General features: G+C 39.9%; 23 protein-coding genes. 10 read left to right on the forward strand and 13 right to left on the reverse strand.

The window, feature by feature from the left end:
* Positions 1–12 precede the first annotated feature (12 nt).
* The 7 genes from AAEU29_RS04955 to ilvY form a co-directional block, all read right to left on the reverse strand.
* Positions 13–1,296, reverse strand: a complete 1,284-nt coding sequence (locus tag AAEU29_RS04955; protein ID WP_421972324.1) for an imelysin family protein — start codon at positions 1,294–1,296, stop codon at positions 13–15.
* A gap of 91 nt (positions 1,297–1,387) precedes the next feature.
* Complete coding sequence (locus AAEU29_RS04960; protein WP_421972325.1) at positions 1,388–3,184, reverse strand: DUF4856 domain-containing protein; 1,797 nt, start codon at positions 3,182–3,184, stop codon at positions 1,388–1,390.
* 183 nt (positions 3,185–3,367) lie between these two features.
* Positions 3,368–4,609, reverse strand: coding sequence for an ATP-binding protein (locus tag AAEU29_RS04965; protein ID WP_421972326.1), 1,242 nt, complete (start codon positions 4,607–4,609; stop codon positions 3,368–3,370).
* Between the two features lie 22 nt (positions 4,610–4,631).
* Positions 4,632–5,318: a response regulator gene (locus tag AAEU29_RS04970; RefSeq protein WP_274760487.1), complete on the reverse strand. Its 687-nt coding sequence runs from the start codon at positions 5,316–5,318 to the stop codon at positions 4,632–4,634.
* A 9-nt stretch (positions 5,319–5,327) separates the two neighbouring features.
* A complete protein-coding gene (locus AAEU29_RS04975) occupies positions 5,328–5,714 on the reverse strand; it encodes a DUF3019 domain-containing protein (protein WP_421972327.1) in 387 nt (128 codons plus the stop codon).
* Positions 5,704–6,486 (reverse strand): MipA/OmpV family protein, encoded by a 783-nt coding sequence (locus tag AAEU29_RS04980; RefSeq protein WP_421972328.1) that lies wholly within the window; start codon positions 6,484–6,486, stop codon positions 5,704–5,706. The genes AAEU29_RS04975 and AAEU29_RS04980 overlap by 11 nt, the downstream gene beginning before the upstream one ends.
* 148 nt (positions 6,487–6,634) lie before the next feature.
* Complete coding sequence (ilvY, locus tag AAEU29_RS04985) at positions 6,635–7,525, reverse strand: HTH-type transcriptional activator IlvY (RefSeq protein WP_421972329.1); 891 nt, start codon at positions 7,523–7,525, stop codon at positions 6,635–6,637.
* A 128-nt stretch (positions 7,526–7,653) separates the two neighbouring features.
* Between ilvY and ilvC the strand changes: the two genes are divergently transcribed.
* From ilvC to AAEU29_RS05005, 4 genes are all read left to right on the forward strand, one after another.
* A complete protein-coding gene (gene ilvC / locus AAEU29_RS04990; RefSeq protein WP_421972330.1) occupies positions 7,654–9,129 on the forward strand; it encodes a ketol-acid reductoisomerase in 1,476 nt (491 codons plus the stop codon).
* A gap of 405 nt (positions 9,130–9,534) precedes the next feature.
* On the forward strand, positions 9,535–10,437 hold the full coding sequence (locus AAEU29_RS04995; protein WP_421972331.1) for a Dyp-type peroxidase: 903 nt from the start codon (positions 9,535–9,537) through the stop codon (positions 10,435–10,437).
* Positions 10,438–10,515: 78 nt separating this feature from the next.
* Complete coding sequence (locus tag AAEU29_RS05000) at positions 10,516–11,676, forward strand: tetratricopeptide repeat protein (RefSeq protein ID WP_421972332.1); 1,161 nt, start codon at positions 10,516–10,518, stop codon at positions 11,674–11,676.
* Positions 11,673–12,593, forward strand: coding sequence for a M28 family peptidase (locus AAEU29_RS05005; protein ID WP_421972333.1), 921 nt, complete (start codon positions 11,673–11,675; stop codon positions 12,591–12,593). The genes AAEU29_RS05000 and AAEU29_RS05005 overlap by 4 nt, the downstream gene beginning before the upstream one ends.
* Here the strand turns inward: AAEU29_RS05005 and AAEU29_RS05010 are convergent.
* On the reverse strand, positions 12,532–12,858 hold the full coding sequence (locus tag AAEU29_RS05010) for a GIY-YIG nuclease family protein (protein ID WP_421972334.1): 327 nt from the start codon (positions 12,856–12,858) through the stop codon (positions 12,532–12,534). The genes AAEU29_RS05005 and AAEU29_RS05010 overlap by 62 nt on opposite strands.
* 111 nt (positions 12,859–12,969) lie before the next feature.
* Here AAEU29_RS05010 and AAEU29_RS05015 point away from each other — a divergent pair, with 111 nt between their 5' ends.
* Positions 12,970–13,317, forward strand: a complete 348-nt coding sequence (locus tag AAEU29_RS05015; RefSeq protein ID WP_372767042.1) for an outer membrane protein assembly factor BamE — start codon at positions 12,970–12,972, stop codon at positions 13,315–13,317.
* 43 nt (positions 13,318–13,360) lie between these two features.
* Here AAEU29_RS05015 and AAEU29_RS05020 read toward each other — a convergent pair whose 3' ends face one another.
* Together AAEU29_RS05020 and AAEU29_RS05025 are read right to left on the reverse strand one after the other, a co-directional pair.
* Positions 13,361–13,690, reverse strand: a complete 330-nt coding sequence (locus AAEU29_RS05020) for an RnfH family protein (protein WP_421972335.1) — start codon at positions 13,688–13,690, stop codon at positions 13,361–13,363.
* Entirely contained in the window at positions 13,690–14,121 is a 432-nt protein-coding gene (locus AAEU29_RS05025) for an SRPBCC family protein (RefSeq protein ID WP_421972336.1), read from the reverse strand. The genes AAEU29_RS05020 and AAEU29_RS05025 overlap by 1 nt, the downstream gene beginning before the upstream one ends.
* Positions 14,122–14,240: 119 nt before the next feature.
* Between AAEU29_RS05025 and smpB the strand changes: the two genes are divergently transcribed.
* Together smpB and AAEU29_RS05035 are read left to right on the forward strand one after the other, a co-directional pair.
* The gene (gene smpB, locus AAEU29_RS05030; RefSeq protein WP_274760499.1) at positions 14,241–14,723 is read left to right on the forward strand and encodes an SsrA-binding protein SmpB; all 483 of its coding nucleotides are present in this window, start codon (positions 14,241–14,243) and stop codon (positions 14,721–14,723) included.
* Between the two features lie 259 nt (positions 14,724–14,982).
* Positions 14,983–17,574, forward strand: coding sequence for a TonB-dependent receptor plug domain-containing protein (locus AAEU29_RS05035; RefSeq protein ID WP_421972337.1), 2,592 nt, complete (start codon positions 14,983–14,985; stop codon positions 17,572–17,574).
* 412 nt (positions 17,575–17,986) lie between these two features.
* Here AAEU29_RS05035 and AAEU29_RS05040 read toward each other — a convergent pair whose 3' ends face one another.
* Positions 17,987–18,520: a thioesterase family protein gene (locus AAEU29_RS05040; protein ID WP_421972338.1), complete on the reverse strand. Its 534-nt coding sequence runs from the start codon at positions 18,518–18,520 to the stop codon at positions 17,987–17,989.
* 85 nt (positions 18,521–18,605) lie between these two features.
* Between AAEU29_RS05040 and AAEU29_RS05045 the strand changes: the two genes are divergently transcribed.
* On the forward strand, positions 18,606–19,091 hold the full coding sequence (locus AAEU29_RS05045; protein ID WP_421972339.1) for a hypothetical protein: 486 nt from the start codon (positions 18,606–18,608) through the stop codon (positions 19,089–19,091).
* Positions 19,092–19,108: 17 nt separating this feature from the next.
* Here AAEU29_RS05045 and tyrR read toward each other — a convergent pair whose 3' ends face one another.
* Entirely contained in the window at positions 19,109–20,656 is a 1,548-nt protein-coding gene (tyrR, locus tag AAEU29_RS05050) for a transcriptional regulator TyrR (RefSeq protein ID WP_421972340.1), read from the reverse strand.
* Between the two features lie 359 nt (positions 20,657–21,015).
* Between tyrR and bcsZ the strand changes: the two genes are divergently transcribed.
* A complete protein-coding gene (gene bcsZ, locus AAEU29_RS05055; RefSeq protein WP_421972341.1) occupies positions 21,016–22,134 on the forward strand; it encodes a cellulose synthase complex periplasmic endoglucanase BcsZ in 1,119 nt (372 codons plus the stop codon).
* Positions 22,125–24,701: a tetratricopeptide repeat protein gene (locus AAEU29_RS05060; protein ID WP_421972342.1), complete on the forward strand. Its 2,577-nt coding sequence runs from the start codon at positions 22,125–22,127 to the stop codon at positions 24,699–24,701. The genes bcsZ and AAEU29_RS05060 overlap by 10 nt, the downstream gene beginning before the upstream one ends.
* A 67-nt stretch (positions 24,702–24,768) precedes the next feature.
* Here AAEU29_RS05060 and AAEU29_RS05065 read toward each other — a convergent pair whose 3' ends face one another.
* On the reverse strand, positions 24,769–26,541 hold the full coding sequence (locus AAEU29_RS05065) for an ABCB family ABC transporter ATP-binding protein/permease (RefSeq protein ID WP_421972343.1): 1,773 nt from the start codon (positions 26,539–26,541) through the stop codon (positions 24,769–24,771).

Raw genomic sequence — 26,541 nt, forward strand, 5'->3', positions numbered from 1 at the left:
ATTCATAAAGCTCTAATCATTATCACCAGCTGAAGATTTAGGTAACTCAAGCGCAAGCTTGTTAATAAAGTCATGTTTAAGTTGATCAGTGACGTCTTTTACTTTTTCATGGGTTTGTTCAACTTTTGCTTTTTCATCAATTAGGGCTTGTTGTAACGTACCATTAATTGATTCAAGTGTTTCATTAGAATCAGTTAACCCTTTAAGCATCGCATCTTTGGTGTCGGTTCCCTCTTCTTCAATCAGAAAATCATCGAAACCAGTCGTGTTGTCTTGCGCAATACCATTGCCTGTAAATAATTTTTCAAAAGCAGCAAGGTTAGCTTGGATATTAGCTAATGATTGCGCTGCAATTGGCGATTCAACGTCTTGCGGGCAGGCTTCTAAACCACACGAGTTACTTTCATAGCCCAGTGGCAGTGCTAACTTTTTATCTTTTACTTGCTCGGTAAGGTAAAACAGCGCATCAGAAATCACATTCACCGCAGCATGCGCTGAATCAAAACTCGAACCAACTTCGCCTGCATTTTTAAGTGCCATGGCGTAGCCTGAATCGCCATTCCATTTATCAAGTAATACTTGGCTGTTATCGACAAGGTCGCTTGCCACTTCAATTGCAAACTCGCATCGCGCAATGCGACGCTCGCTGTCACTGCGGTTATTCCAATCTGCAAGTGCGTCATTGGCAATTGAGCAGCTGTGATTTAATTGTTCTGAAAATAGTAAGTGCTCTAGGCTGACAAGACCACGGCGCGTAGCTGTACGCTCTTTAATATCATAAGGTCTAGTTGAATCTAGGTTGATCATGCCATCTTCAAAATACGCGGTATCTTGGTCAACACCACATAAGCTTTTTGCTGGCCACGAATATATTAAATTGCGCAATTCACCTTCGTTTTCCAAAAGTGGCCCCATTTGCATAAGCTCAGCATGTTGCCAAAGTGCAGTGGTATCTCGCCAGCTTGTTTGTGCCTCTAAAAGTGCTGCTAGGCGCTCATCTTCTGAAGCTTCACCCTCTGCAGCCGATTTTTCAACGGCGCAATATTGGCTTAACGTTGCAAAATTCGCAGCGGCTTGTTGATTAAATGAGGTAAACGTTGGTGTGATAACATTATCAACTAAGTTGGCAACAAGCGCCTTTTCGTCAAAACTTGTACCACCGCCATTACCTGGTTCGGTCGTGCCACCACCAAAGTTCGGTCCTTGAGTACTTGAAGTATCTTCTGAACACGCCGCTAACGTCAGTACTAGCGATGTTACAAGTGCTATCGGTTTAAGTTTTGCGGATATCAACATAAAATTATCCTAAAATCTCGAATAATAAATACAGCAAAAGGTTAGCGACCTAAATCACTAACCTTTTAATTAATTTAACGTTTATTTTAAATTACCAGTTCTCTGAGTTTGCATCAGCAAAGTCATACGCGTTATCTAAAATATCACGTGCAGCGATTAATTTCGCTTTGTACTTTGCAAATTCATCCGCCCCAGCAAGTACTGGCATATCGCCGAATAATTCATGCATATCGACAAATTGAGCTGGACCAACAGTATCTTTCTTAGGATTCAATGCATGGTCAGCAAATGGTGAGAATGGGCTGAATTGGAAATTAAGAGCAAAGCCTTTCATTTCACCCCAATGTTTAGCGTAATCTGCAAATTCTGCTGATGTATATTCGCCGTCTTCAATGTTCTCAATATCAGCAATTACGTCATTGATATAATGAACAACTGTTGCTGCGATTGCTTTTTCCCATGCTAATGCTGCTTGGAATACATGATTTTCGAATTTCGTTTTATCTTCTGCCGAGAATTCATCAACATTTTTACCAACGTTATCAGAAATCATTTTACGGCCGGCGATAAAGTGTGTCATTGCCTCAGCCGTAAAATCTGTAGCAACTTCAGCACCTAAGTCACGTTTTGCTGCGTTAGACGAATTACCCCAAACAAATTCAGAAGTTAAATCAATTGCGCCGTCGCCATTAATATCGTTTTTACCTTGGAAATTCTCACGGCCGTCTTTTTTAGCAATTTCACTGTCTGAATATTCTAGGTAGTTGCGCGATGCACCAAAGTAACCAAAACCTTCATCAAATTGATGCTCAAGTGCTGTATACGTTTTAGTACCTTTGTCAGACACCTTGTTATCAGACGCTAAACCTTCGCCAAGATAATCATCTGTACCCTGCGAGAACATTAATGCGCCAAGTGTATGCTTTTGAACTAGCTGAACTAAATCTAAGCCTTCAGGAGTAATAAATGCTTTTGAAATAGCAACACCGTTTGCATCAACTAATGCTTCACCTGCGTTTACTTTTTCAATTTGAGCAACGAATAAATCAAAATAATGTTCAACTAAACCTTCTGGAGTCGCCGCGCGCGTACCAAAATCATTCCAGCCTTTGAAGTTGCCAGCAACTAACCAGTCTTGATACATTTTACTAGCATCGTTACCTGCAATTTTGCCACTTAATGATTTATCTGTTTCTGAAATATCGAAAAATGTTTTTTGCTTATAAGATGAAAGGTCATCGCCTAAGTGTGAAATTGGAGAATCAACAACCGCAGCATAGTCACCCCAAAGTGCATTTAGCTTAGCTCTTACATCGGCTGCCATAATGCCATTTGTTTCGATGTATTCAACCGTCATTAAGCCCATATAGTGCTTAATTTCTGCTGACAGTGCATGACGCGCAGTTTGACCTGAGTAAGATACTGATGAACCACTGAAACCTGCAAGTTTAGTGTCAAACTCATAAACATTAACACCGTTTTCAGCATCGATGTCGTCTACTGTTAATGTAAGTGCTTTTGTGAAAGTTAAGCCACCAGCATCTGTTACTGTTACATTAACGGTAACTTCTTGTTCTTCTTCAAAGTTAACTGCAAGTGCATCTTTAAGCTTTAAATCTGTACCTACAATTTCAAAACGCTCATCTTCAATAGAGAAAGTAAGACCGCTTGTCGCATCATCTTCTGCTGTAAGAGTTCCAACAACAACACCTAGTGTATCTTCAGTAATGGTTGAAGTTGAAATTTGGATATCGGTAGGCGCTTGATTCACAGGTGTTACTGGGTCCGTTCCACCATTGTCTTTACTATCACTACCGCCACAACCAGTTAAACCTATAGCCGCAGCAAGCACAGCAGATGCTAATGCAGATTTACGAAGATTAATCATTGTTCGACCTATTAAATAATTTTTATTAATGAAGATTTATAAACTAACGCTATTATAAACCTCAAATCCAATGAGAATCAATCTCATTTAATTTATTTTAATGTTTTATTTACGCAAATAAGTGTATCAATGCTAATGCAGCAATTTATGACGTAAGATCAAAGAATGATTAATTTGATTAAATTAGGACTGTGATTGCAGTTCAATGACAAAACAAGCGCCGCCTAAAGGGCTTTTCTCTAAATAACATTTGCCATTGTGCCAATTAATAATTTTTTGCACGATAGCTAAACCAAGGCCAAACCCCTTAATTTTTTTGTTACGGCTTTTATCAAGGCGGGTAAAGGGTTTAAATACATGCTCCCATTCTGATTGCTCAATACCCACCCCATCATCAGCGACTTTTATAAATACCCTACTTGCTTGCTGATAAATGGATATTCGAATTTCATGCTCAGCATATTTTAACGCATTGCCAACAAAATTCTGTATCGCGCGACCTATAAAATGTGCATCTGCAGTAATAATAAGTGGTGAGCTTGTCTCGATATTTATTTTAATTTTGCTGTTAAAACCAAGCTTTTCTGCAAGTACCGTTGCTTGTTCTACAACATCATATTGCTCTAAATTTAGGGTTGGCTTTTCACGTTCAAGCTTTGCAAATTCCAACATTTCACTGACTAAAGCGTCTAGCTCTTGAATATCGGCTTGCATGCTTGCTAAGTATGGCGCTGTTTTCTCATTGCTTTGTGTATCTTCTAACATCGCAATAGCAAATTTTAGCCGCGCTAATGGTGTTCTAAATTCATGAGATACCGATGACGTAAGCTCTCGCTGGCTATCAAGCAAATGTTTGATTCGCTCTTTCATTGCCATCAAGGTTTGTTTTATTGGCAGAAGTGCCGATTTATCATCACTACTGAGTTGCAGATCTTCAGGAGCATTAATATCATGACAAGCACGCTCTAACTGATTGAAATCGCGCCATAACCAATAACTCCATGCCGCAACAGGCAAGCCTATCACAATCAACATAATAATAAATGGCCAAATAGAATCGTAACTATTGCTGTCAAAGCGGTAGGGGCCGATTTTAAGAAGCTGTGAGTTATCAAGTTGCAGATACCAAATGACTTGTTTTGGGCCATCAAAAACAGGAATAGCCTGCCCTTGTTGTAAACGGGATGATTGCTCTGGTAAAAAGGCAATTTGGTCGGCAGGAATAATTTGATGCTGATAAATATGCTTCAGCTTATCTATGCCGTTAGGCGTTACAGCTAAAGCTGAAATCGATTCACTAACTTGCGGTGCAAGTGGCAACGCTTCAATGCCATTAGGCTCAGGCCATAACTTTTCGAGCGCGCCACTTAAAATAAAGATTGAAACGATGATATAGGCATAGAGGCTAAGGAATAACTTGCCCATCTAATCTCCTAAAGAGTTATTACTAACCCCAAGCATCTGACACAAACAAATAACCTTGTCCCCAAACTGTTTTAATGCGGTAAGGTTTGTCACTATTATCGCCTAACTTTTTACGTAAACGCGAAACTCGCACATCAACCGTTCTGTCGAGTCCATCATATTCACGGCCAATCATTTTTTCGTGAACAAAATCACGGCTCAATACTTCACCCGCACTGTTAGATAATAACCACAGTAATTCAAACTCGTGCGACGTTAAACTTACTTCATTGCCCATCAACTTAACAATGCGACTGTTTTTATCAATGGTCAGCGAACCAAAGCGTAATTCTTCTGAACTTTTTTCAACAGCACCACGGCGTAATAAAGCAGAAATACGTGCTAATAACACACGTGGTTCAGCAGGCTTAATGACATAATCATCGGCACCTAATTCAAGACCTATTACCTGATCAAAATCTTCACCTTTTGCAGTAAGCATCAGAATCGGTAATTGGTAACGGTCACGTACTTCACGACACACACTAAAGCCGTCTTTGCCTGGTAACATCACATCCAAAATCATTAAATCAGGCATATTTGCCTCAAGTGCAGCCATCACTTCAGCACCATTACTTAATACATCAACCGTCATACCATTGTGCTCTAGGTAATCTTTGGTTAATTGTTGCAATGCTAAATCGTCTTCCACTAATAAAATGTGTGCCATGTGTATCTCCTAGAAAAAGCTCCACGGTGTGCGTAACCTTCTACGCTGGGACTTTGTATTGCTACTTTGCACTTTAATTTTAGCAGTAGCAATTTGTTCACCGCTTTTACGATTAACTAAGGAGTATACAGTGCCAAACTGAACGTCCGCTTTATAACTAAAATTACCATTAGTTGCACTTTGCCAACATTTTAATGGTGTTTGATCACGTAAAATACACACGTCTTGTGTTGTTTCTGTTTGCCACACAAAATTGACTTCAATTTGGCACACATCATCACTGTTTTGCACCATACAAACCGCAGGTGTCAGCTGAAACTCAGTGCTTTTATTTGCAGTAGCATTAAAACTGGCTAAAACACATATAACTAAAAGCAAACAATATCTAAAAAACATGGGTCACCCCTGTAAATATTGTCACGCTTTCATCACTCGAAAATAAAGGACTATCACTTAAAGAACCAAGGTTGTGGTATTTAATTTTAGCCAGCAAACCAAAACGCTCGTTGATAGGCATTTGCCAACTTGCTTCAACGTGCGGTAATACAGCAGCATTCTGCTCAAAAGTTTGCCCGACGTTATCGTCGGCCTGAATACCATAATAATAATCTGCGAGTTTGTGAGATAAATAATCGATCCCCAAACGCACACTGAGAACCCCAGATCTAAATTGCCAACCCTTGGCGAAGCTCAGTGCTACTCGATGACCAAAATGAACTCCACTAATATCATGCAAAACATCGGCGGAGAAACGCCAAGAATCTGCGATATATTGATAATTCAATCCACCATCCAGTGCCCAATTTGGGCGATTTATTTCAGAAATGGATATCCTGTCGCGTGTTGCTGGTTCCGTGTAAGCGTTTCTAACAATAAATACGTTGGCAGGGTGCCAAGTAACGAAAAAGCGATTTTCTGGGTTTAATTCGGAGATAAGACTAATCACATGGTGTTTTTCATCCACCAAAGTGAGGCCTAACTGGCCATTGTCAAAATAAAAGCGCTCGCCATAATATGCAATATCTGGAATCGCAATTAATGGAAAGTTATCCCCCTCATTTAGCGGATTTGAAATTGTTCCAAGACCTAACGCTAAACCAAGGCGCAGTTCGCCTTGCTCTATCGCTTCATCTATTTGCTTAGCACTAGTAGCTAAGCAAAAGAACAATATAAATATGCAAAAGAGATGCTTCAATATTTAAAATTCTCCGAGAAAACACGCGCACTTTACCAATCAAAACAAATCCTGCAACAAAAATTACAATTACTTACACGTCGGAATAAAAACCAGCCAATTAGTAGTTCTTTTTTCCTAGTTATTTAAGCAATTGCCATATAGCATTCATGATTGGCTGCTGTAAATGTGCTTTTTTTGTAACTAGGCCAACATCAAATGCAGGCACAGGATCGGGCATTGCTAAAATCTGCACTTTATCTTTAATAGGACTATTATCGACAACAACTTTTGGAATAAGTGCCACACCAAAACCTAAACTAACCATTGAAACAGCAGCTTCGTTACCTGCTACTTTAGAGTATATAAGTGGATTAACGCCATTTTTATGCCACCAATCAGCTAATCGCTTTCGACTTAATCCCTGATCAGGCACGATAAACGGTAATTTCTGCCATGGAATATCTGAACGATTATTTATTGCCTCATTGATCATCGCACCCAGTGGCCCATCATCATTTGGCGCAATAAACACAAGTGGCGATGAGCCAAGCGAATAAAATGCCAAGCTTTCATGCAATTTATCCGGCCTTGCTGCAATGGCCATATCTTCAAAACCTTTCATCACACGCTCAATTGCAAGCGCAGGATCGCCTGTATTTAGTTTTACTTCGATGTGAGGGTGTGCCAACCTCACCTTTTTTAATAAATCATATAAGAAACTGTAAGTTGCTGTAACAGAACTAAACAGTTGCACTTCACCTGAAAGTGCCTCGCCAGCTTCATTTAACGATGAGCGAAACATCTGCCATTCACTAATTGTTGTACGGGCATAACGTAAAAAAGCCTCGCCTTGTTTAGTGAGCGAAACACTGCGTTTATTACGATTAAAGAGTATCGCCCCTACTTCATCTTCCAATTGTTTTATATTGCGGCTGAGTGTTGGTGCACTGACATTTGCCAGTTCGCTTGCTTTAGTAAAATGAAGCTGCTCAGCTAATACTAAAAACAATTGTAGGCGTTTAATATCCACGACAAACCTTTATTTCATTTTTTGTAATACAATAATTCAAATATATCATTTTACGCAATTAATTATTTCTTTTAAGGTTAAATCAATGCTGCAAGACGCAGCGCATTATTTATTATTAGGAATTAGACATGGCAACGAATTATTTTAACAGCTTACCGTTACGCGAGCAGCTTGCGCAGCTAGCTCAATGTGAATTTATGGATCCATCAGAATTCAGCGATGGTGTTGATGCGTTAGTTGGTAAGAAACTGGTTGTAGTTGGCTGTGGTGCGCAAGGCCTAAACCAAGGCTTAAACTTACGTGATTCGGGTCTTGATGTATCTTACGCATTACGTGAGTCAGCAATTGCTGAAAAACGTCAATCTTTTATCAATGCAACAGACAACGGCTTTGTTGTTGGCACTTACGAAGAGCTAATCCCAGATGCGGATTTAGTACTTAACTTAACACCAGATAAGCAACACACCAGTGTAGTAAAAGCAGTTATGCCATTGATGAAGCAAGGTGCAACACTTGCGTATTCACATGGTTTTAATATTGTTGAAGAAGGCATGCAAGTACGTGACGATATCACGGTAATCATGGTCGCACCAAAGTGCCCTGGTACAGAAGTTCGTGAAGAATATAAGCGTGGTTTTGGTGTGCCAACTCTTATCGCAGTTCACCCTGAAAATGACCCTGAAGGTAAAGGCCTTGCTCAAGCGAAAGCGTATGCAGCAGGTACCGGTGGTCACCGTGCGGGCGTTTTACTTTCATCATTTGTAGCAGAAGTAAAATCTGACCTTATGGGTGAGCAAACAATTCTATGCGGCATGCTGCAAACGGGTTCGCTACTTTGTTTTGACAAAATGGTTGAACAAGGTATCGACGCTGCTTATGCATCAAAACTACTTCAGTATGGCTGGGAAGTTATCACAGAAGCACTTAAGTATGGTGGTGTAACCAACATGCTTGACCGTTTATCAAACCCAGCAAAAATTAAAGCATTTGATTTATCTGAAGAATTAAAAGTGATTATGCGTCCACTTTACAACAAGCATATGGACGACATCATGAGCGGTGAATTCTCATCAGGTATGATGGCAGACTGGGCTGAAGATGACGCTAAGCTTCTAGGTTGGCGTAAAGAAACTGGCGAAACTGCATTTGAACAGCAAGCAAACACCAGCGACGAAATCACTGAACAAGAATTCTTTGATAAAGGTATCTTAATGGTGGCTATGGTTAAAGCGGGTGTAGAGCTTGCTTTTGAAACCATGACAGCAGCAGGTATTAAAGAAGAATCTGCATACTATGAATCACTGCATGAAACACCACTAATCGCTAATACGATTGCACGTAAAAAGTTATATGAAATGAACGCAACTATCTCAGATACTGCTGAATACGGTTGTTACTTATATAACCATGCATGTTTACCACTATTAAAAGACTTTATGGGCACAGTAAATACTGATGTTATCGGTAAAGGACTTTCAACAGCTGATAATCGTGTTGATAACGCGCGTTTGATTGAAGTAAATAAAGCACTTCGCTCACACCCAGTTGAAGTAATTGGTGAAACGCTGCGTGGTTACATGTCTGCAATGAAACCAATAGTTTAAGATAAACCCTGAGTAAACTGCCCGCCTGAAGCGGGCTTTTTTTTGCCTTGGTTTTAGGGTCTATTGATCTTTGCTGTTCTATTTTTGTTCTCTTTGAGCGTGCTTTTATCGCGGCGCTCGATGTGTGGCCTAGCAATCTAAGCGAATATCGAGCAAAGCTTCCGCGTCCTGCTCACGCCCCTTACCTACATCCATGTAGGCAACAATGAGAAAAGTGTGCTCAAAAGAACCATTCGGCAGCGCTTGATTGCGTTTTATACTGTGTTATCGGCTGACTCACATAGCATAACTATGCCACACAGCCTCTGCCTTGTATAAAACGCAATTAAGCTGCAGCAAAAACGAACTTGAAAGATCAACAGACCCTAGGTTAATGTAGCCAAAACAATTTATGGGGTATTAGATATGGAACATGCGCAGTCTGGCATTTTTAATGAAAATAATCGCCACAGCTATTTTTTAGAATATGTCATTACCAACCGCGATCCACAAACACTTTCACAGCTAACCCAAGCACTCAAAAATATCACTCAAACGATTAAATGCAGTAATGTTATTGCATTTGGTAAGCGCCTTTGGCAGCACATCGACACAGAGCAAAACCCATTAGAGTTTAACGATTTTGCTACTCTATCAGGCCCTTTTGGTCACACAGCCCCTGCTACACAGCATGATTTACTGATTTGGCTTTATGATGATGAATTAGACAATGTGTTTGATGCAATGCAAATATGCCAAAATCAGCTTGCAGAACTGGCAATTTTAGCACTTGAATGCCCGGGGTTTCGCTACAAAGATAACCGTGACCTTACGGGGTTTGTGGATGGCAGCGCTAACCCCAAAGATTTAGCCGCAAAAGCAGAAGCGGCACTTTTACCAAATACACATTCACATGCTGGCGGCAGTTTTGTTTTAACGCAAAAATGGGTTCATGACTTAAGTGAGTTCGCAAAAATGCCTATGCAAATGCAAGAGAAAGTAATTGGCCGCACCAAACCTGATTCCATTGAGTTAGAAGGTGATGATATGCCTGAAAACTCGCATGTGAGCCGTACTGATGTCAAAGTAGATAACGTTGCGATGAAACTTTATCGCCGCAGTGTGCCTTTTGGTAACGCCAACGAGAAAGGGCTTTATTTTCTGGGTTTTGCCTGCGACCAACAGCGTTTTCAAATTCAATTAGAACGCATGTTTGGTTTAACCAATGACGGTATTTACGACAAGTTAATTGATTTTTCCAAAGCGGTGAATAGCGCCTATTGGTTTGCACCATCACAGCAGCAACTAAATGCTTTATTCGGGAAATAAACTGTAACAATTTAACCAAGCAAAGGTTGCGAAACTTAACTATCTTTAATCAAGTAGTTAGAAGTTTCTGGAGGTGTTATGCGTCTTTCATTTTGCTTGGTTTTATTGTTATTGGTGGGTTGTAATTCAACTCAAAATACACAAAAACCACCTCCACTCTTATTAAATGATGATCAATTTTCTCGGGTAACCATTGAATCTAAACAGGATGTATTTGAATTATCCGACAGCACAATTGCACTAATGGAAGCTGAAATATCACGCTCATTAGATCAGCGCCTAACAACACGCTCTTTACTTAAATATATATTTGCACCAGAAAATCAAAGTTTAAATTACCTCACTGGCGCAACACTAACCGCCGAAGAAACTTTCAAAAGTAAAGACGCAAACTGTTTATCGCTGTCAATTATGGCGCATAGCATGGCAAAGCACTTTGGTATCGAATCGCGTTTTCAACAGGTATTTATTCCCGAGTATTGGGCCAGTGAAAATGGCTATAGCTTGCTGACTGGGCATGTAAATTTACGTTTAAAAAGACCAAGTTCAAGTAATGTTGCTCTCACCTCTACAGTTTATGATGCAGTTGGTGACTTAATTGTCGATTTTAACCCGAGTAGCTTTAGGCAAAAATTCCGTACCCAAATAATTAGTGAAGACGTTATTCTTGCAATGTTTTATAACAACAAAGGCGCAGCTGCGATGATCAATGGTGAGCATGATCTTGCCTACTCATACTTTAGTGCGGCCATTGAAAGTGCACCCGAGTACAGCTCCAGTTTTGGTAATCTCGGTGTGCTTTATCGCATCAAAAACCAATTTAAACAGGCTGAAATTGCTTACAATCATGCATTATTACTGGACAGCGGTAATAATACTGCAAAAGGCAATTTAGCGCGCTTATACGACTTAACAGATCGCAGCTCTCTCGCTGAAAAAATTCGCGCAGCCCTCGAACACGAGCGCAGTGAAAATCCATATTATGCAATCGCCAAAGGAAATGAAGCCCTTTATCAACAAGATTTTGAACAAGCCATTCGGTTCTTCAAAAAATCAATTAAACTGGATCGCAAAATACATGAGAGTCACTTTGGTTTAGCTAAAGCCTATTTTTATGTCGGTGAGCTTGATAAAGCCTTGAGTGAATTAGAAGAAGCCGAGAAACACGCTTACTTTGACGGTGAAAAACGACGTTATCGTGGCAAAATAATGTCGCTAAATGCCCATTTAATACAATGATCAATACCGTTTTAATTGTACTTTCGCTTTCGATAACCTCTGAAGCGCAATTAGCATCACACGCGCATCTGCAATTTTTGAGTCATGATCAACTTGCAGGTCGAAAAACAGCTACTAAGCACGCTAATTTAGCGGCCAGTTATATTTCAAAGCAATTTAAGCGGTATGGTTTGGCTCCTGTTAGCAATCAATTTATTGTGCCATTTAACTATAAAAGCGGTTTTTTTAGTGAAGGCAATGCACATAATGTAATGGCTGTGACAGATTCAATCGCCAACAAACCAACGGTTGTTATTACCGCACATTTTGACCATTTAGGCAGTAGCGGCAAGGCAGTTTACAACGGTGCAGATGATAATGCTTCGGGCGTGGCGGCTTTATTAACCTTGGCCAAATTGATTTCAGAAAACCCAAACCGGCAACTTAATTATTTATTTTTAGCAACCGATGCAGAAGAAGCAGGACTGTTTGGCGCGCGCGAATTTATTAATAACCCACCCATCCCACTATCTAATGTATTAATCAACATCAATTTAGATATGTTAGGGGTAAGCAAACGAAAACGGTTGCTGGCGCTTTACAATACACCATCAAAGCCACTGGTTGAGGCACTAAAAGACACCAATTGGCATACCAATAGCAAATTAAAATTCACTAAAGGCAATGGTTTTTATAACAGCTCAGTGAAAAACCAACGACGTCGTATTATAGATGCAGGTGATCACCGTGCATTTTACAAAAAAAACATTCCAGTATTATATTTTGGTGTTGGTGAACATGATAACTACCACACCGTAGGCGACACCTATGAAAATATTCACCACGGCTTTTTTGATGCCAATTTACATAACATCGCTAAAGTGATTTCTGAACTGGATGCAAATGCACATCTACTAAACAGCGCTTTACCCAATTAACCTTTTGCAGCTTACTTAACTTCTTGACTTGGTATTCTAATTTACTTGCTTCGCTTCGCGTACCAACAGGCATATTAAAAATAAGTGATAAGGGCCCTTTGCCAACTAAGGCTTTGGCACCTTTCCCCGAATCATGCTGCGAAAAACGCCTTGCTACATCAGTTGTAATTCCCGTATACCAATGGTGATAGCGCGTTTCGACAATATATAAATGCCAAATAGGTTTAACCGATTGATTATTAGTGCAGATAACTTCATTAGACATAAAAACAGCGATATGGGAACTTCAATCATTAATTTAAGTCAAATTTACACTTTTATAACCTGATAGCAAGAGGTATCATGATGCGATTAGTAGTAAGGATTAAAGAATTCAATGAATTGGTTTAAGTATATTTTTCTCTGTGCCGTATTGGTTATCAGCTCAGGTTGTTCTTCTTGGCTTTATAGAATGCCAATCCCACAAGGGAACTTTTTAGAGCAAACTGACATTGATAAACTTCGTGTAGAAATGACGCGTGAACAAGTGTTGTACGTGTTAGGTCAACCAATTGCAAAAGACGCCTTTGATGAAAGCACATGGTATTACTTGTACCAATTTAACGCTGGCAGAAAAAATGAAGTGCGAAAAGAACTTATTGTTGAGTTTGACGGCGATAAATTAAAAGCACTGCGCGGCGACTATGAAACGCCTGAAGCATTTAACACACCGCTTGAGCAATAAGCAAAATAGTTAACTAAAAAAGTCATGCAAATGCATGACTTTTTTACGACTGTCTGCGCCCTGACCGACCGCCAGTAATTTTGTTAGCGCGCCCTTCATCTTTGGCTTTTTCTGCCCTGCGCCTGCGTGCTTCTTTTGGATCGGCAATCAATGGACGATAAATCTCGATGCGATCGCCATCTTTAACTTCTTGATTTAATTTACAAGTACGGTTCCAAATACCAACTGCTAATGAGGTTAAATCAATTTCTGGACATTTTTCTAGAATACCGCACTGTGTTATCACTTCTTCAACGGTGAGGTCATCGTCAGTTTTGAAAGTCACAGTGGTTGCTGTATCTGGCAATGCATACACAATATCGATTGATTTCATTATTTGTAAACCTGCTTTGCTCTTAGGGTAAATGCTTTTACCATATTATTTGCCACTTCGTTAAAAACCTTACCAAATGCCAACTCCACCAGCTTATTAGTGAACTCAAAATCAAGCTCAAGACTGACTTTACAGGCTGTTTCATCTAAAGGCGTAAATTTCCAACCACCTGCAAGCGTTTTAAATGGGCCGTCTAGCAATTTCATATTTATCGCTTGGCCTTCTATTAATGTATTTTCAGTCGAAAACCATTTACGCATACCTGCTTTCGATATTTCGACTGAAGCAGACATACACTGTGCAGTTTGATTATGTATTTTGGCACCAGAACAATTTGGTAAAAATTCGGGGTACTTTGAAACATCATTAACTAAATCATACATTTGCTGCGCACTAAACATCACCAGCGCAGATCGACTAATTTGCGGCATATACTCTCCAGATTCAACACCGCGAATTCTATCAAGGTTTAGCAAAGATACAAAAAAAGAAGCGCGAGAATGTCAAAAAAGAGTGTAAAACCATAACGGATAAGTATAATGACGCCATTATGGCAAAACACAAAAAACCAAAAGCACAAAGTAATACCATCGCGTTAAATAAAAAAGCGCGCCATGAGTATTTGCTGCAAGATAAATTTGAAGCCGGTATGGAATTACAAGGCTGGGAAGTGAAAAGTATTCGCGCCGGCAAAGTAAACATTACCGAAACGTTTATCCAAGTTAAAAATGGCGAGGCGTATTTACACGCAAGTCAAATCACTCCTTTACTTCAAGCATCTTCACACGTTGTTTGCGATCCTATGCGTCCGCGTAAACTGTTATTAAAAAAACGTGAGATTGACCGTTTAATCGGCGCTGTTGAACGCGAAGGCTACTCTTTAATTGCAACCGCAATGTATTGGAAAAAATGTTGGGTTAAATTAGAGTTTTGTCTAGCAAAAGGTAAGAAATTGCACGACAAACGTGCCGCGAGTAAAGATCAGGACTGGGCGCGTGAAAAAGAGCGCACAATGAAGCATTCAGCTCGATAAATTGTAAAAAAACCACGCGAATGCGTGGTTTTTTTTTGCTTTTAATTTGCTTGCCAAACCTATTCTATTACCCTCTCTCCTAGTACTTTCACCTTTTTTGTTTTCGTAGTTTCCTTGATTAGAAACTCTTTCTACATAATTCATTACAAATTAAAAAATGCACAAAAGTTACTGGATTGTTAATGTTGTTTTTACATGTTATTAATAATAACAATTAGGTAACTAATTAATTTGATAATAATTAAACAAGGAATTTACTATGAACAGCGCTACAAAGTTCAAGTTAAGCACTCTCGCTTCAGTTATTTCTTCATCACTACTTTTCTCTACTTTTATTGCAAAAGCAGATGAAGAAAAACAAGTTGAACGTATCGAAATCACAGGCTCTCACATTAAACGTACTGACCTTGAAGGTCCTTCACCTGTTGCAACTTTAACAGCAGAGGATATTCAAAAATCAGGGGTGACTGATTTAATCAGTCTATTCACAAAGTTACCAATTTCAGGTCAAGGTACTTTCTCAACTCAAGCAAACAGCAGTGATGACACCGCAAATGGTGGTTCGTCAGTATCATTACGTGGTTTAGGTGCCGATTCAACGCTAATTTTAATCAACGGTCGCCGTGTTTCTGTATCACCATTTGCTAAGGGCATTGATACCTCTTTCGTAGATATTAACAATATTCCGTTATCTGCAATTAAACGTGTCGATATCTTAAAAGATGGTGCGTCAGCAACCTATGGTTCAGATGCAGTTGCAGGTGTAATTAACATCATTCTGCGTGATGATGTCGAAGGTGCAGAGGTTTCAGCTAAATTTGGTACCACAGCAGATGGCGGTGGTGATGAACAAAGCGTTAATTTAGTTTTCGGTAATCAAACGGATAACTCAAGCCATACCTTTATTTTAGAGTACTTTAACCGTGAAGAAGTGCTGTATGCCGACAGAGACTATTCAAGAACCTCCAACCAAGCATTAAGAACAGGCGATCCTGACGCAACTGATTTTAGAAGCTCTTCAGGTATTCCAGGTACAATCGCTCTTGCAAGCGACCCATCAAATCGTTTAATTGATTTATATGGAAATGATACTTGTCCAGAAGCGGATCGCGACTTTGCTAATAATTTGTGCCGCTACGACTATGCACCTTACATGACGATGATCCCTGCTGCTGAGCGCTTCAGTTGGAATTATCTCGGTAAATATGAAATCAATGATAACCTTCGCGCGTTTGCGGAATTAAATGGTCAAAATTCTAAGTCGACCGTTCGCGGTGCAGGTAGTCCGAGTTTCAATGAGTTAACGATGGCGGGCGATAACATTAACCACCCATTTGCCAATATGCCAGATCATGAATTCCATGGCCAAGACTTAACAATGCGCCGTCGTACAGTGGATATCGGCAACCGTGAAAAACGTGTTGATTCAAACTATCACCGTGCAATTCTTGGTATTCAAGGTGAATTCAAAGATTGGAACTGGGAAGCGGCATATAGTTACATTAAAAGCAGCTCAACCGAGCGCGGTGTAGATGGCTTCCCTAATAAAAGACGCATGCAAGAAGCGATTGATTCAGGCGCGTATGACCCATTTGAACCATCATCAAATGGCCAACAAGTACTAGACTATGTTGAAACAACCACGACACGTATTGGTAAATCAACCATGAAATCGCTTGATTTCAAAGCTTCTGGCTCTATTCTCACTATGGATCACGGCGACTTAATGCTGGCATTTGGTGGTGAGTACCGCGAAGAGTCAATTAGTGATAATCCTGATGACCAATTCTTACGTGGTGAAGTCTTTGGTACCGAAGCAACGCAAGCAAATGGCTCTCGCGATAACATGTCTGTTTTCGGTGAAATGTCAATTCCAGTATTAGATTCTTTAGAAGTGCAACTTGCTGCACGCTATGAAGATTATAGTGATTTTGGTGACACGACTAACCCTAAAGTATCTTTCTTCTGGTCTCCAATGGATGATCTGAGCCTACGTGGTTCTTGGGGCACAGCATTTAGAGCACCATCATTGCACCAACTCGGCCTCGGCCGCACTGACGAATCGCCAAACCTTGTAGATACTCTACGCTGTAGTGCGATTGGTAACCAAGACAGAGCCTGTGAACCGCAAGAATATACTGCAATATTTGAAGGTAACCCTGAGCTTGGACCTGAAGAGTCAGAAAGTTATAACCTAGGTTTAATCTACAATATTACAGAGAACCTGAATTTCTCAATCGATTACTATGATTATGATATTACCGATATCATTGGTGCTGATACGCAATTTGTAATGGATACATACGGTTTAGATCCTAATATTGTTGAACGTCGTCCTACAACAATTGCAAATGATCCAGGTGAAGTGATTCAAGTTAATGACTCATACCAAAATATTGGCGATTTACAAACTTCAGGTATCGACTTAGACGTTCGTTATAACTTAGATACTGAAGTTGGTCAGTTTAAATTTGGCTATGTGCTTAACTATGTTCTTAATTTTGAAGATTATAAAGGCACCAAAGAAGGTGGTTTTGAGCAACCTCAAATGCGCTGGACTACATCAGTTGATTGGGTTAAAGATGACTTTAGCGCAACTGCTGCACTAAACTATATCGACTCGTTCGAGCAAGAAGCTTCTTTAAATCTAAATAAAGATGTTGATGCAATGACTACACTTGATGCGTCAGTAAATTATTTTGGTTTTAAAGACTTAGTGCTTACAGTTGGTGCTACCAACTTAACAAACGAAGAGCCACCATTTGCATATCATGACTTTATGGGCTTTGTGGTTAACGTTCACAGCGGACAAGGCCGATTTGCCTACGTACAAGCAAGTTATAAGTTTTAATTAAACTAAAATGCAAAAGCCCCAAATTGGGGCTTTTTTAATTACTAGTTATACCAATTGCATTAATTAACCTGAGCTCGGGATAATAAATTACTTTCTAGCAGCTACTTTTACTTATTCCTGCGTTAAATTTGTTTGCAATAGACTCGCTATTGACGCACAAATTTGCCTTGTACTAAGAAAAACTATCAAGCTAGAAAGTATGAAACAACATAGCTAATATATTTCAAATACTTAGTTAACTTCTTAACCCGAGTTCAGGTTAATTAGCTTGTCATTTGTTGCGACAGAGAAATGGCTCAGAAACAAGGCTTATAATTCAACATGTAGTTGCTCTACTCTAGAATTTTTAAAACGAAGTTTATGGCTCATTTAACTCGCTAGAATGATCAAATGATTAATTAAATTGGTATTAAATATGGTCTCGTTGTTTTTTACACTCTAGCATTTCTTTCCAGTGCACTATTTCTTCATGAAGTTCTGGTGCTTCGCCATCAAAGCCAGCAGCTTCAAGTAAGTCTTCAACAGAGACAATGCCCCCTTTTTTCTTAAACACACCGCGTACATATGCTACTGCATGTAAACCACGTTCAGATTTAAAGGTTTGCTTAATATAAAAGTATTTATGGTCCCAACCAACAAGCTGAGTGGCAACGGTAAACTCTTGTAGTGGCTTAATATCTCGAATGTAGGTAATGGCAGTCGCATTGACAATTGGAAACCAGCGGTTTTTCATAACGACTTTAAATAGCCCTAAACGCTCGGTCATCCAAGTACGTGCTAAGTCCATAAAGGCGAGGTAACGGGAGTTAGTTAAATGCAGGTTAATATCGCAATCCGATGGCAATGCTCGGTAGTTAATTTCAACTTCATCTAACAAAGGCTGATAAAGTTTATTTCGCTTTATCCGATAAAAGAGTAATAGTAATCTAAAATATAAATTCATTTGTCTTGAGTGGTCATACCAGAAAAGCTTATTTTCTCAGGTTTAATAATAATCTCAAGAGCAAGACGATACTTTTAAGGTGTTTATGAAGTCGTACTTACTGTTTTTTTTATTAATGAGCGTGAGCTCCATAGCAAAAGCCAATTTTGAATTGCCAGGAAGTGGCACTGTGACCTATCCATCGGGTTTAAAAAAAGAATTTAATTTTGGCTTTAAGTGGGATAAACAAAACCGACAATTTACAATTGGCGCGCAGCAGTACCCGATGGAACAACTGCCCGACTCTTACGCCATTGCATTAACGCTGGCGGGTGATGATCAAGCCGTTTTTGTACAAGAGTTTGCTAATGGTTTCATCTCTGAGTTTGAGTGGCAAATTGGCTCACATGTGATTCGTCTTGAAAAAAATCGCTCAGAGTATCCTGTTCGCGGGGATTATGTGTTGTGGATTGATCAATACAATTACTATTTAGCCAATGGAAACCCAAGCATTAAACTGGTATTCGATAAGTCAGGTATCAATTACATTATTCCAAGTGGCATTACCAAAGACAAAGGCAAAAAACGCTAGCAAGGCTAGCGTTTCTTTTAAACTTTGATGGTTTTGCGATTTATGCCGTACTCGCGTAACTTATTTGCGATTGCGGTATGGCTTAAACCTAATCGTTTAGCCAATTGGCGCGAGCTTGGATACGCCGGATAAAGCTTTCTCAATAACGTTGACTCAAAGCGTTTAACCGCTTGATCAAGCGTACCTTCAAAATCTGATTCCAAATAGCCTAAATCATTGGTAAAGCTTGGCAACTGTAAATGCTCAATACTTAACTGTTCATCATCTAGTAACGAAATCGCGCGATAGAGCGAGTTTTCAAGTTGGCGTACATTACCAGGCCATGGATATTGCTGTAAAAACGCCGCGGTTGTTTCATCAAGCAATGGTGATTTGCGCCCTAACTGATGCGAGTAACGGCTAATAAAGTGTTCAGTTAGTGGAACAATATCAGCCTTACGGTCGCGAAGCGGCGCAAGCTCTAAACTCAATACATTGATTCGGTAATAAAGGTCTTCACGAAAACGCCCTTCTTGTACCATGCCTGGAATATCTTTTTGAGTCGCAGCCAAAATACGCACATTAACCTTGATTTCATTCTCGCTGCCAACACGTCTAAAGGTGCCATCCTGCAAGAAGCGCAACAATTTTGTTTGTAACTGAGGCGACATTTCACCAACTTCATCAAGGAAAACGGTACCGCCATCAGCCTGTTCAAGCACCCCTCGGCTCTCAGAGTTAGGTAATGCACAGCCAAATAACTCAGGCTCTGCTACATCGTCCGGTAAGGATGCACACGACAAAGTAACAAAAGGCTTGTTTGCTCTGTTTGAAGCATAGTGACACGCTTTTGCTAGTAACTCTTTACCTGTGCCTGTTTCACCAGTTATTAGAATTGGTGCCTCTAATTGCGCCATTTTACGCGCTTCGCGAACAACTTTGCGCATTGCACTGCTATTGGTATGAATTGTCGCAAAACTTTCATTGCCTTGACGTCTAAACGCGCTTACTTGCTCACCTAAACGGCTTTGAGATTTGATATTTACTACCGCACCAACAAAGGTAAAACTATGTTCAGAGTCAGGAACTGAAATAGGCAGAATGTCAGCGATAAAATCTTCGCCATTAACTTCTACACGAGTGGTTTGTGCTAATACCTCATCACTTTCAAGCCAACGGGTGAAATTAAAGCCTTTAAGTTGCGTATTAATATGATTGCCAATTACGTCATTACTTTGTGCATTTAAATCACGACACGCTGAATCATTACACTGCCTAATGATGCCTTTAACATCAATTGAAATAACACCATCAGGTAATGCGCTTAATAATGTGGTTAATTCATTATGCTCTCGTTCAGATGGTAAAAATGCCGTCGTTCTTACATCTTCAACACCTTGGATTAAACGGATCTCAGGCATAATTTTCTGAAACTGCTCAAATTCAATTGGTGGAAAAGAAACATACATCCGACAATTGACAGCATCAACTTCAATACCTTTTAAATCAACTTGATAACTCACTAAAATATTGAGTATTTCCTGCGCAATACCTATTCGGTCCGCACAGTGGATCTCTAAGCGCATAATTTCCCCATTACCAGCTTAAGCACATTGATGTTGATAATACTGAAAAAACAACAGATTGAAAGAAAATTTGTAAACATAAATGAACAAAAAAGCTATAACCAATAACCATTCTTTAATTCAGCAATGGCGGTGAATACTTTCTTTTATTTATTATGATCTAGTTCTTTTGTTGTAATTCGGTCAGCGCTATTATGTAGGCTTATTGCCACCTCATACGTTAATTTGGTTCCGCTTATCGGATCATCCACTGCTTTTAGCGTTTATGACAGTTATTACATTACTTATTTTATCTGTTATTTTATGGTGTGTATTAAACACATTAGCGTGCAAACGTGTTGGCGATAAGGAAGATAATTATGAAAAAGTTACTCGTTGTATTATTGCTTCTAATGCCTACATTGTTGAAAGCTGAAAGTTGTATGGTTTGGCCTGAGTGGCAAACATTTAAAAACAACTTTATTTCAAAAGAAGGTCGTGTCATTGATTTAGGCTCTGAGAAAAATATAACCACCAGTGAAGGTCAATCCTACGGTTTATTTTTCGCATTAGTGGCAAACGATGAAGAAACCTTTGTTAAACTTTTAAACTGGACTGAACGCCACCTTGCTGAAGGTGATTTAAACGCTCGTTTACCTGCATGGCTATGGGGGCGAAAAACGCCAACCAGCTATGGTATTTTAGATTCAAACCCTGCGTCAGATTCTGATTTATGGATTGCCTACGCGCTTGCAGAAGCGAGTCGTTTATGGAACGAGCAGCGATATGCAGTACTTGCTGCAGTTATGGCAAAGCGCATTTTAAAAGAAGAAACTGAATTTTTACCGGGCCTTGGCTTAACATTGCTACCTGCGCCTTATGGTTTTAAAGTTGACGACAATACATGGCGCTTAAACCCAAGCTATCTGCCACCATTTATCTTCCAACGTTTTGTTGAACTCTATCCAAGCCAACCATGGCAAGAGTTGCTTAACTCTTCAATCGTGGTGCTTTCAGAAAGTGCGCCAAAAGGTTTTAGCCCTGATTGGGTGCTTTATAACCCAAAGAAAGGCTTTCACTTTTCTAAGAAATATAATGATGAAGGCAATTTTAATGCAATTCGAAGTTATCTTTGGGTAGGCTTATTAGCAGACGATGTTAGTTACAAAGAGCAATTATTGCTCAAGTTTGCCCCTATGGCACGTAAAGTAAGTGCCAATCGTGCTGTACCACTGAATACCTATGCAAGTTCTGGCCGAACAGATAAAACTGGCCCTCTTGGCTTCCAAGCTGCGATATTGCCATTTATGAAGTCATTTGGTGATCGTGTCACTGCAAGTATGATAAACCAAAAGATTAATGCCAATATTGATTTTGAACTTAGAAATAACTACTACAGCAGTGTTTTAACATTATTTGGTACTGCAGCAACAAATGCACGTTTTGAGTTTCAAAATGATGGTTCGTTAGTGCCAGCATGGAGTACCGAATGCAACTAAGAGCGACGGTACTTTTAGTTAGCTGTTTACTTGGCACACACCTTCATGCCAATGAAGGCCTTGATGCACAGCCTATTAGTTGGCTTTTAGAGCAAGTAGAGCTTGGCGAGGCACAACAAAAACCACAACTGGTGATAGATAGCCTTTCGCGTCTTGAACAGGTTGAACCAGGCAGTCTTGATATCAGAGCAGCATGGATCCGCTACTATTTTGAACAAGGCGAAGTTGAAAAGGCCAAAGAAGAGCTCAAAGCGTTTAAAAAGGACGAACCCTTCTACCCTTATATTCAACGCTTAGACAGCATTGCCTATATTCACTCTCCAGAGGGGAAAGAGAAATTAAATGCGGTAAGGTTACTTGCTCGCGCAGGTCAATCAAAAGAAGCGGCAAAACAATTTAAAGCCTTATTTCGTGGAGAGATTCCCACAGCCCGCTTAAATTTCGAATACGCTAATATTTTATCGTCAGATCCAGACAGCTGGCAGCAAGCTAAAACACTCTTTACCAAATTAACACAACGCTATCCAAACACCGCAGAGTTTGAAGTGGCCTATGCCCGCCATATCTTAAAACGTAAGCCTACCGATAAAAAGTCGCTGGCAATTTTACGAAAATATGCAACTCATTCACAAATGCGCATTGAGGTTGAGCGAGTATGGCTAAATGCCCTCGAAGACATGCCGATCAGTACGTTTACCCGTTCACAATATAGCTATTTCTTTAGTCTTTACCCAAATAGCGACTTAGGTAAATTACAGTACGAAGTATTCAGTGAGAAGTTAGTTGCACAATTGAAACTTGAAGCAGATCCAAATTATCAAGCATGGCAGCGTGCTCGCCGCCATATGGCAAAAGAAAATTATGCCCTTGCGGAAAAGCTATTACGTAAAGCTGCTGCAGGAAGACCTAAAGATGCTGATATCGTTGGCGATCTCGGCAGAGCATTAATGGCGCAAGGAAAACACGACGATGCCCAACAATATTTCTCGAAAGCAGCATCATTGGCACAAACCAGCGATAAATCAATTTGGCTTGGTTTGCTTAATACCACTAAGTTTTGGGGGCTCATTGCCAAAGCACGTGTAGCTATCGATGCACTGGAACTTACAGAGGCTGAATCCCTTCTGGCAAATGCATTAAAACTTAAAGAAGACACCAATAGGGTATTGCTCTACTCCTCTCAGATTGCCAAAGCAAAAGGTGATACAAAACAAGCCACTAAATATTTACAAACCGTTTTACGTAGCGACCCAAACAACGCTTATGCACTGTCATTATTACTTGGTATTGTGGAAGAGCAGCAAGATATCGCTGTTTTGGAACGATTTGAATCAAGCTTGACTCAAAAACAACGTGAAGCCGTCGCGGCAGAAATAAAAGCAGCAAAAACAGCTATCTATCGCGATAAAGCTGAAGAGCTATCGAGTCATGGCGAACCTCAAGCTGCGATTGCATTACTTGAAAAAGCAATAAAAACGTCACCAACTAATGGTTGGCTTTATCATGATTTAGCATTTGAGTGGCGTAAATTAGGCGATATAGACGCAAGTAGAAAAGTATATAACCAAGCACTTTGGCGTTTTCCAATGAACCCTGAAATTCGCTATACCCATGCGTTGTATATGCGTTCTATAGGTGATTTCCGCGCTGGATTACAAAGTCTGTCTTATATAAGAGTAAAAGACTACACACCGCAAATAAAAGAACTGAAAGAAACACTTGCTCTTGGCGAGCAGCTTGAACAAGTTGATATATTAATCGACACAGAGCAAAAAGCATCAGCTCTTGCCCTTTTACAAGAAATCGAAAACCAGAATGATCTAAGCAATCTGCAAAACGCGCAAATTGCAGCGCAGTGGTACAAGCTTGGTATGCATAATCGCGCTTCGGATCAACTTAGAAAAGCACTTGATAGCACACCAAAACTCGATTTTTACTGGTATCAGTTGTATAGCGAGTGGTTACTTAATTCAGATGACACTGAAGTACTTGATGCTTGGTTCGCCAATTTACATATGGCACCTGCGGCAACACAAAGTGAAAAACGTGAAATTGAAAATTTAAAGGTTCGCTATCAAGTAAAAAAACAGCCTGATCGTGAAGAAATTATTTTAACGTCTTATTTAAGTAATAACCCATCAAGTATTCCAGCCAATACTCGACTGTTAGAATTTGCCCTCAATAAAGGTGAATTTGAGCAAGTAGATTTACTTTACGAAAATGCCCATAAGTATGGTGAACTTGAATTTGAGACAGAGTACCAACTGGCACAAAAAGCACTATTAAGTAACAAGTATGCATTAGGTGAGAAAGTAGTCAGTCACCTTGTTTACCGTGTGCCTGCTGATGAAAACTATAATCAACGTCGTTTAATGGCGCTTTTATTGGACTTTAAAGATCAACAAAGCGCACTTAGACTGCAAAAAGATCTATTAGCACTTTCTCCAGCAGATGGCGAATTGCTAAATCTTTCGGGTCACGTTGCTGACAAATTTGGTGAAAGTGAATTAGCAATCCAATATTACCGTCAAGTTTTAACGAAGCAAAACCTCGATATTGCAGATTAATATGCTGCCCATATAAACAAAGCTATCACATCTCAGTTTAACTAATATTTATATTTTAAAAATGTATTTACTGGCTCTGACTACGCCAAAGCGCGGCATAACGTCCATCTTTTTCAAGTAGTTGTTGGTGAGTACCCTCTTCCACCAGCTGCCCTTGTTCTAAATAGAAAATATGATCTGCATCAGTCACGGTTGATAAACGGTGGGCAATCATAATTGCGGTGTGATGACGCGCAACCTGTTTAATTGTACGCATTATCGCTTCTTCGTTGTGACTATCAAGCGCTGAGGTAGCCTCATCAAAGACCATAATAGGTGAGTCTTTCAATAGGGCTCTAGCTATGGCAACGCGCTGCTTTTCCCCGCCCGAGAGTTTTAACCCTCGCTCACCAACATGGGTATCAAAACCATCGTTAAGCGATTCTACAAACGCTTTAAGATTCGCAGCTTCGCTTGCGGCGATGACCTGCTCTTTGATCGCAGCCAAATTACCATAATGAATATTGTCATAAATACTGGCATTAAATAACACGGTATCTTGTGGCACAACAGCAATCACTTCACGCAGCGAATCAAGATTAACCTTTGCAATATCTTGCCCATCAATTTTGATATTACCATCTGTTACATCGTAAAAACGACAAAGTAATTTGGTTAAGGTACTTTTGCCAGAGCCACTCGGACCTACAATTGCAACTTTGCTACCGGCTTTAATGTTCAGTGATAAATTATTTAAAATGGTACGTTCTTTAACATAGCCAAAATTAACATTTTCAAGGGTTATTGACCCCTCACTCACATCGAGCCTTTGGCTTTTAGCATTTCGAGAAACACTTGTTTTGACGTTAAGCAGGTCAAACATATTTTCAATATTAGTTAGCGAGCCTTTAATTTCACGATAGACAAATCCCAAAAAATTAAGTGGCATAAATATCTGCATCATAAAGGCATTCACTAATACAAAATCACCGAGCGTCATCGTCCCTGCTTCAACATCTAACGCAGCAAATAACAGCATTGAGGTCATGGCTGTGGCAATTACAAGGGCTTGGCCGCCATTTAAGGCAAACAGTGATAAACGGTTTTTACGGCGTGCTTTTTCCCAAGCAGCAAGTTCCACATCATATTCTTTAATTTCGTGCTCTTCGTTATTAAAGTATTTCACCGTTTCAAAATTTAATAAGCTATCAACGGCACGGGTGTTAGAGCGGTTATCAGCCATGTTGGCTTCGCGAATAAACTTTAATCGCCAGTTAGTCACATATACAGTAAAAGTAATATAAACCACCACAGATGCGGCAATCACGAAGCCGTATTTGGCGCCATACTTGGTTGTTAAAATACCAATTACCAACATCAGCTCAATCAACGTTGGGCCAATATTGAAAACAAAGAAGCGCATCACAAAACTAATGCCCGATACACCCCGTTCAATGTCGCGGGCAAGTCCGCCAGTTTTGCGATCTAAATGAAATTTTAAGTCGAGGTGTTGTAAATGGCTAAATACTTTCATGCTAATACGGCGCATGGCACGTTCTGTGACGCGACCAAATAGCATGTCACGTAATTCAGACAGTACTACATTGGCAAGTCGCAGCACACCATAGGCGGCAATTAAACCTATCGTACCAAGTAGCACCACGCTCTGTTGTTGATCTAACGTATCAACGGTGTATTTCAGAACAAAAGGCAGGTAAACACTGGCAAGCTTAGCAAGCACAAGACAGCCAAAAGCAATAATAATACGCGTGCGAAATTCTAATAAATAAGGTACAACTTGTTTAAAGACGCGAAGATTAAAACTATCATTTTCATTTGGCACAGAAAAACCGCGGCGCAT

This window comes from Pseudoalteromonas aquimarina (assembly GCF_049257255.1).
Lineage (GTDB): Bacteria > Pseudomonadota > Gammaproteobacteria > Enterobacterales > Alteromonadaceae > Pseudoalteromonas.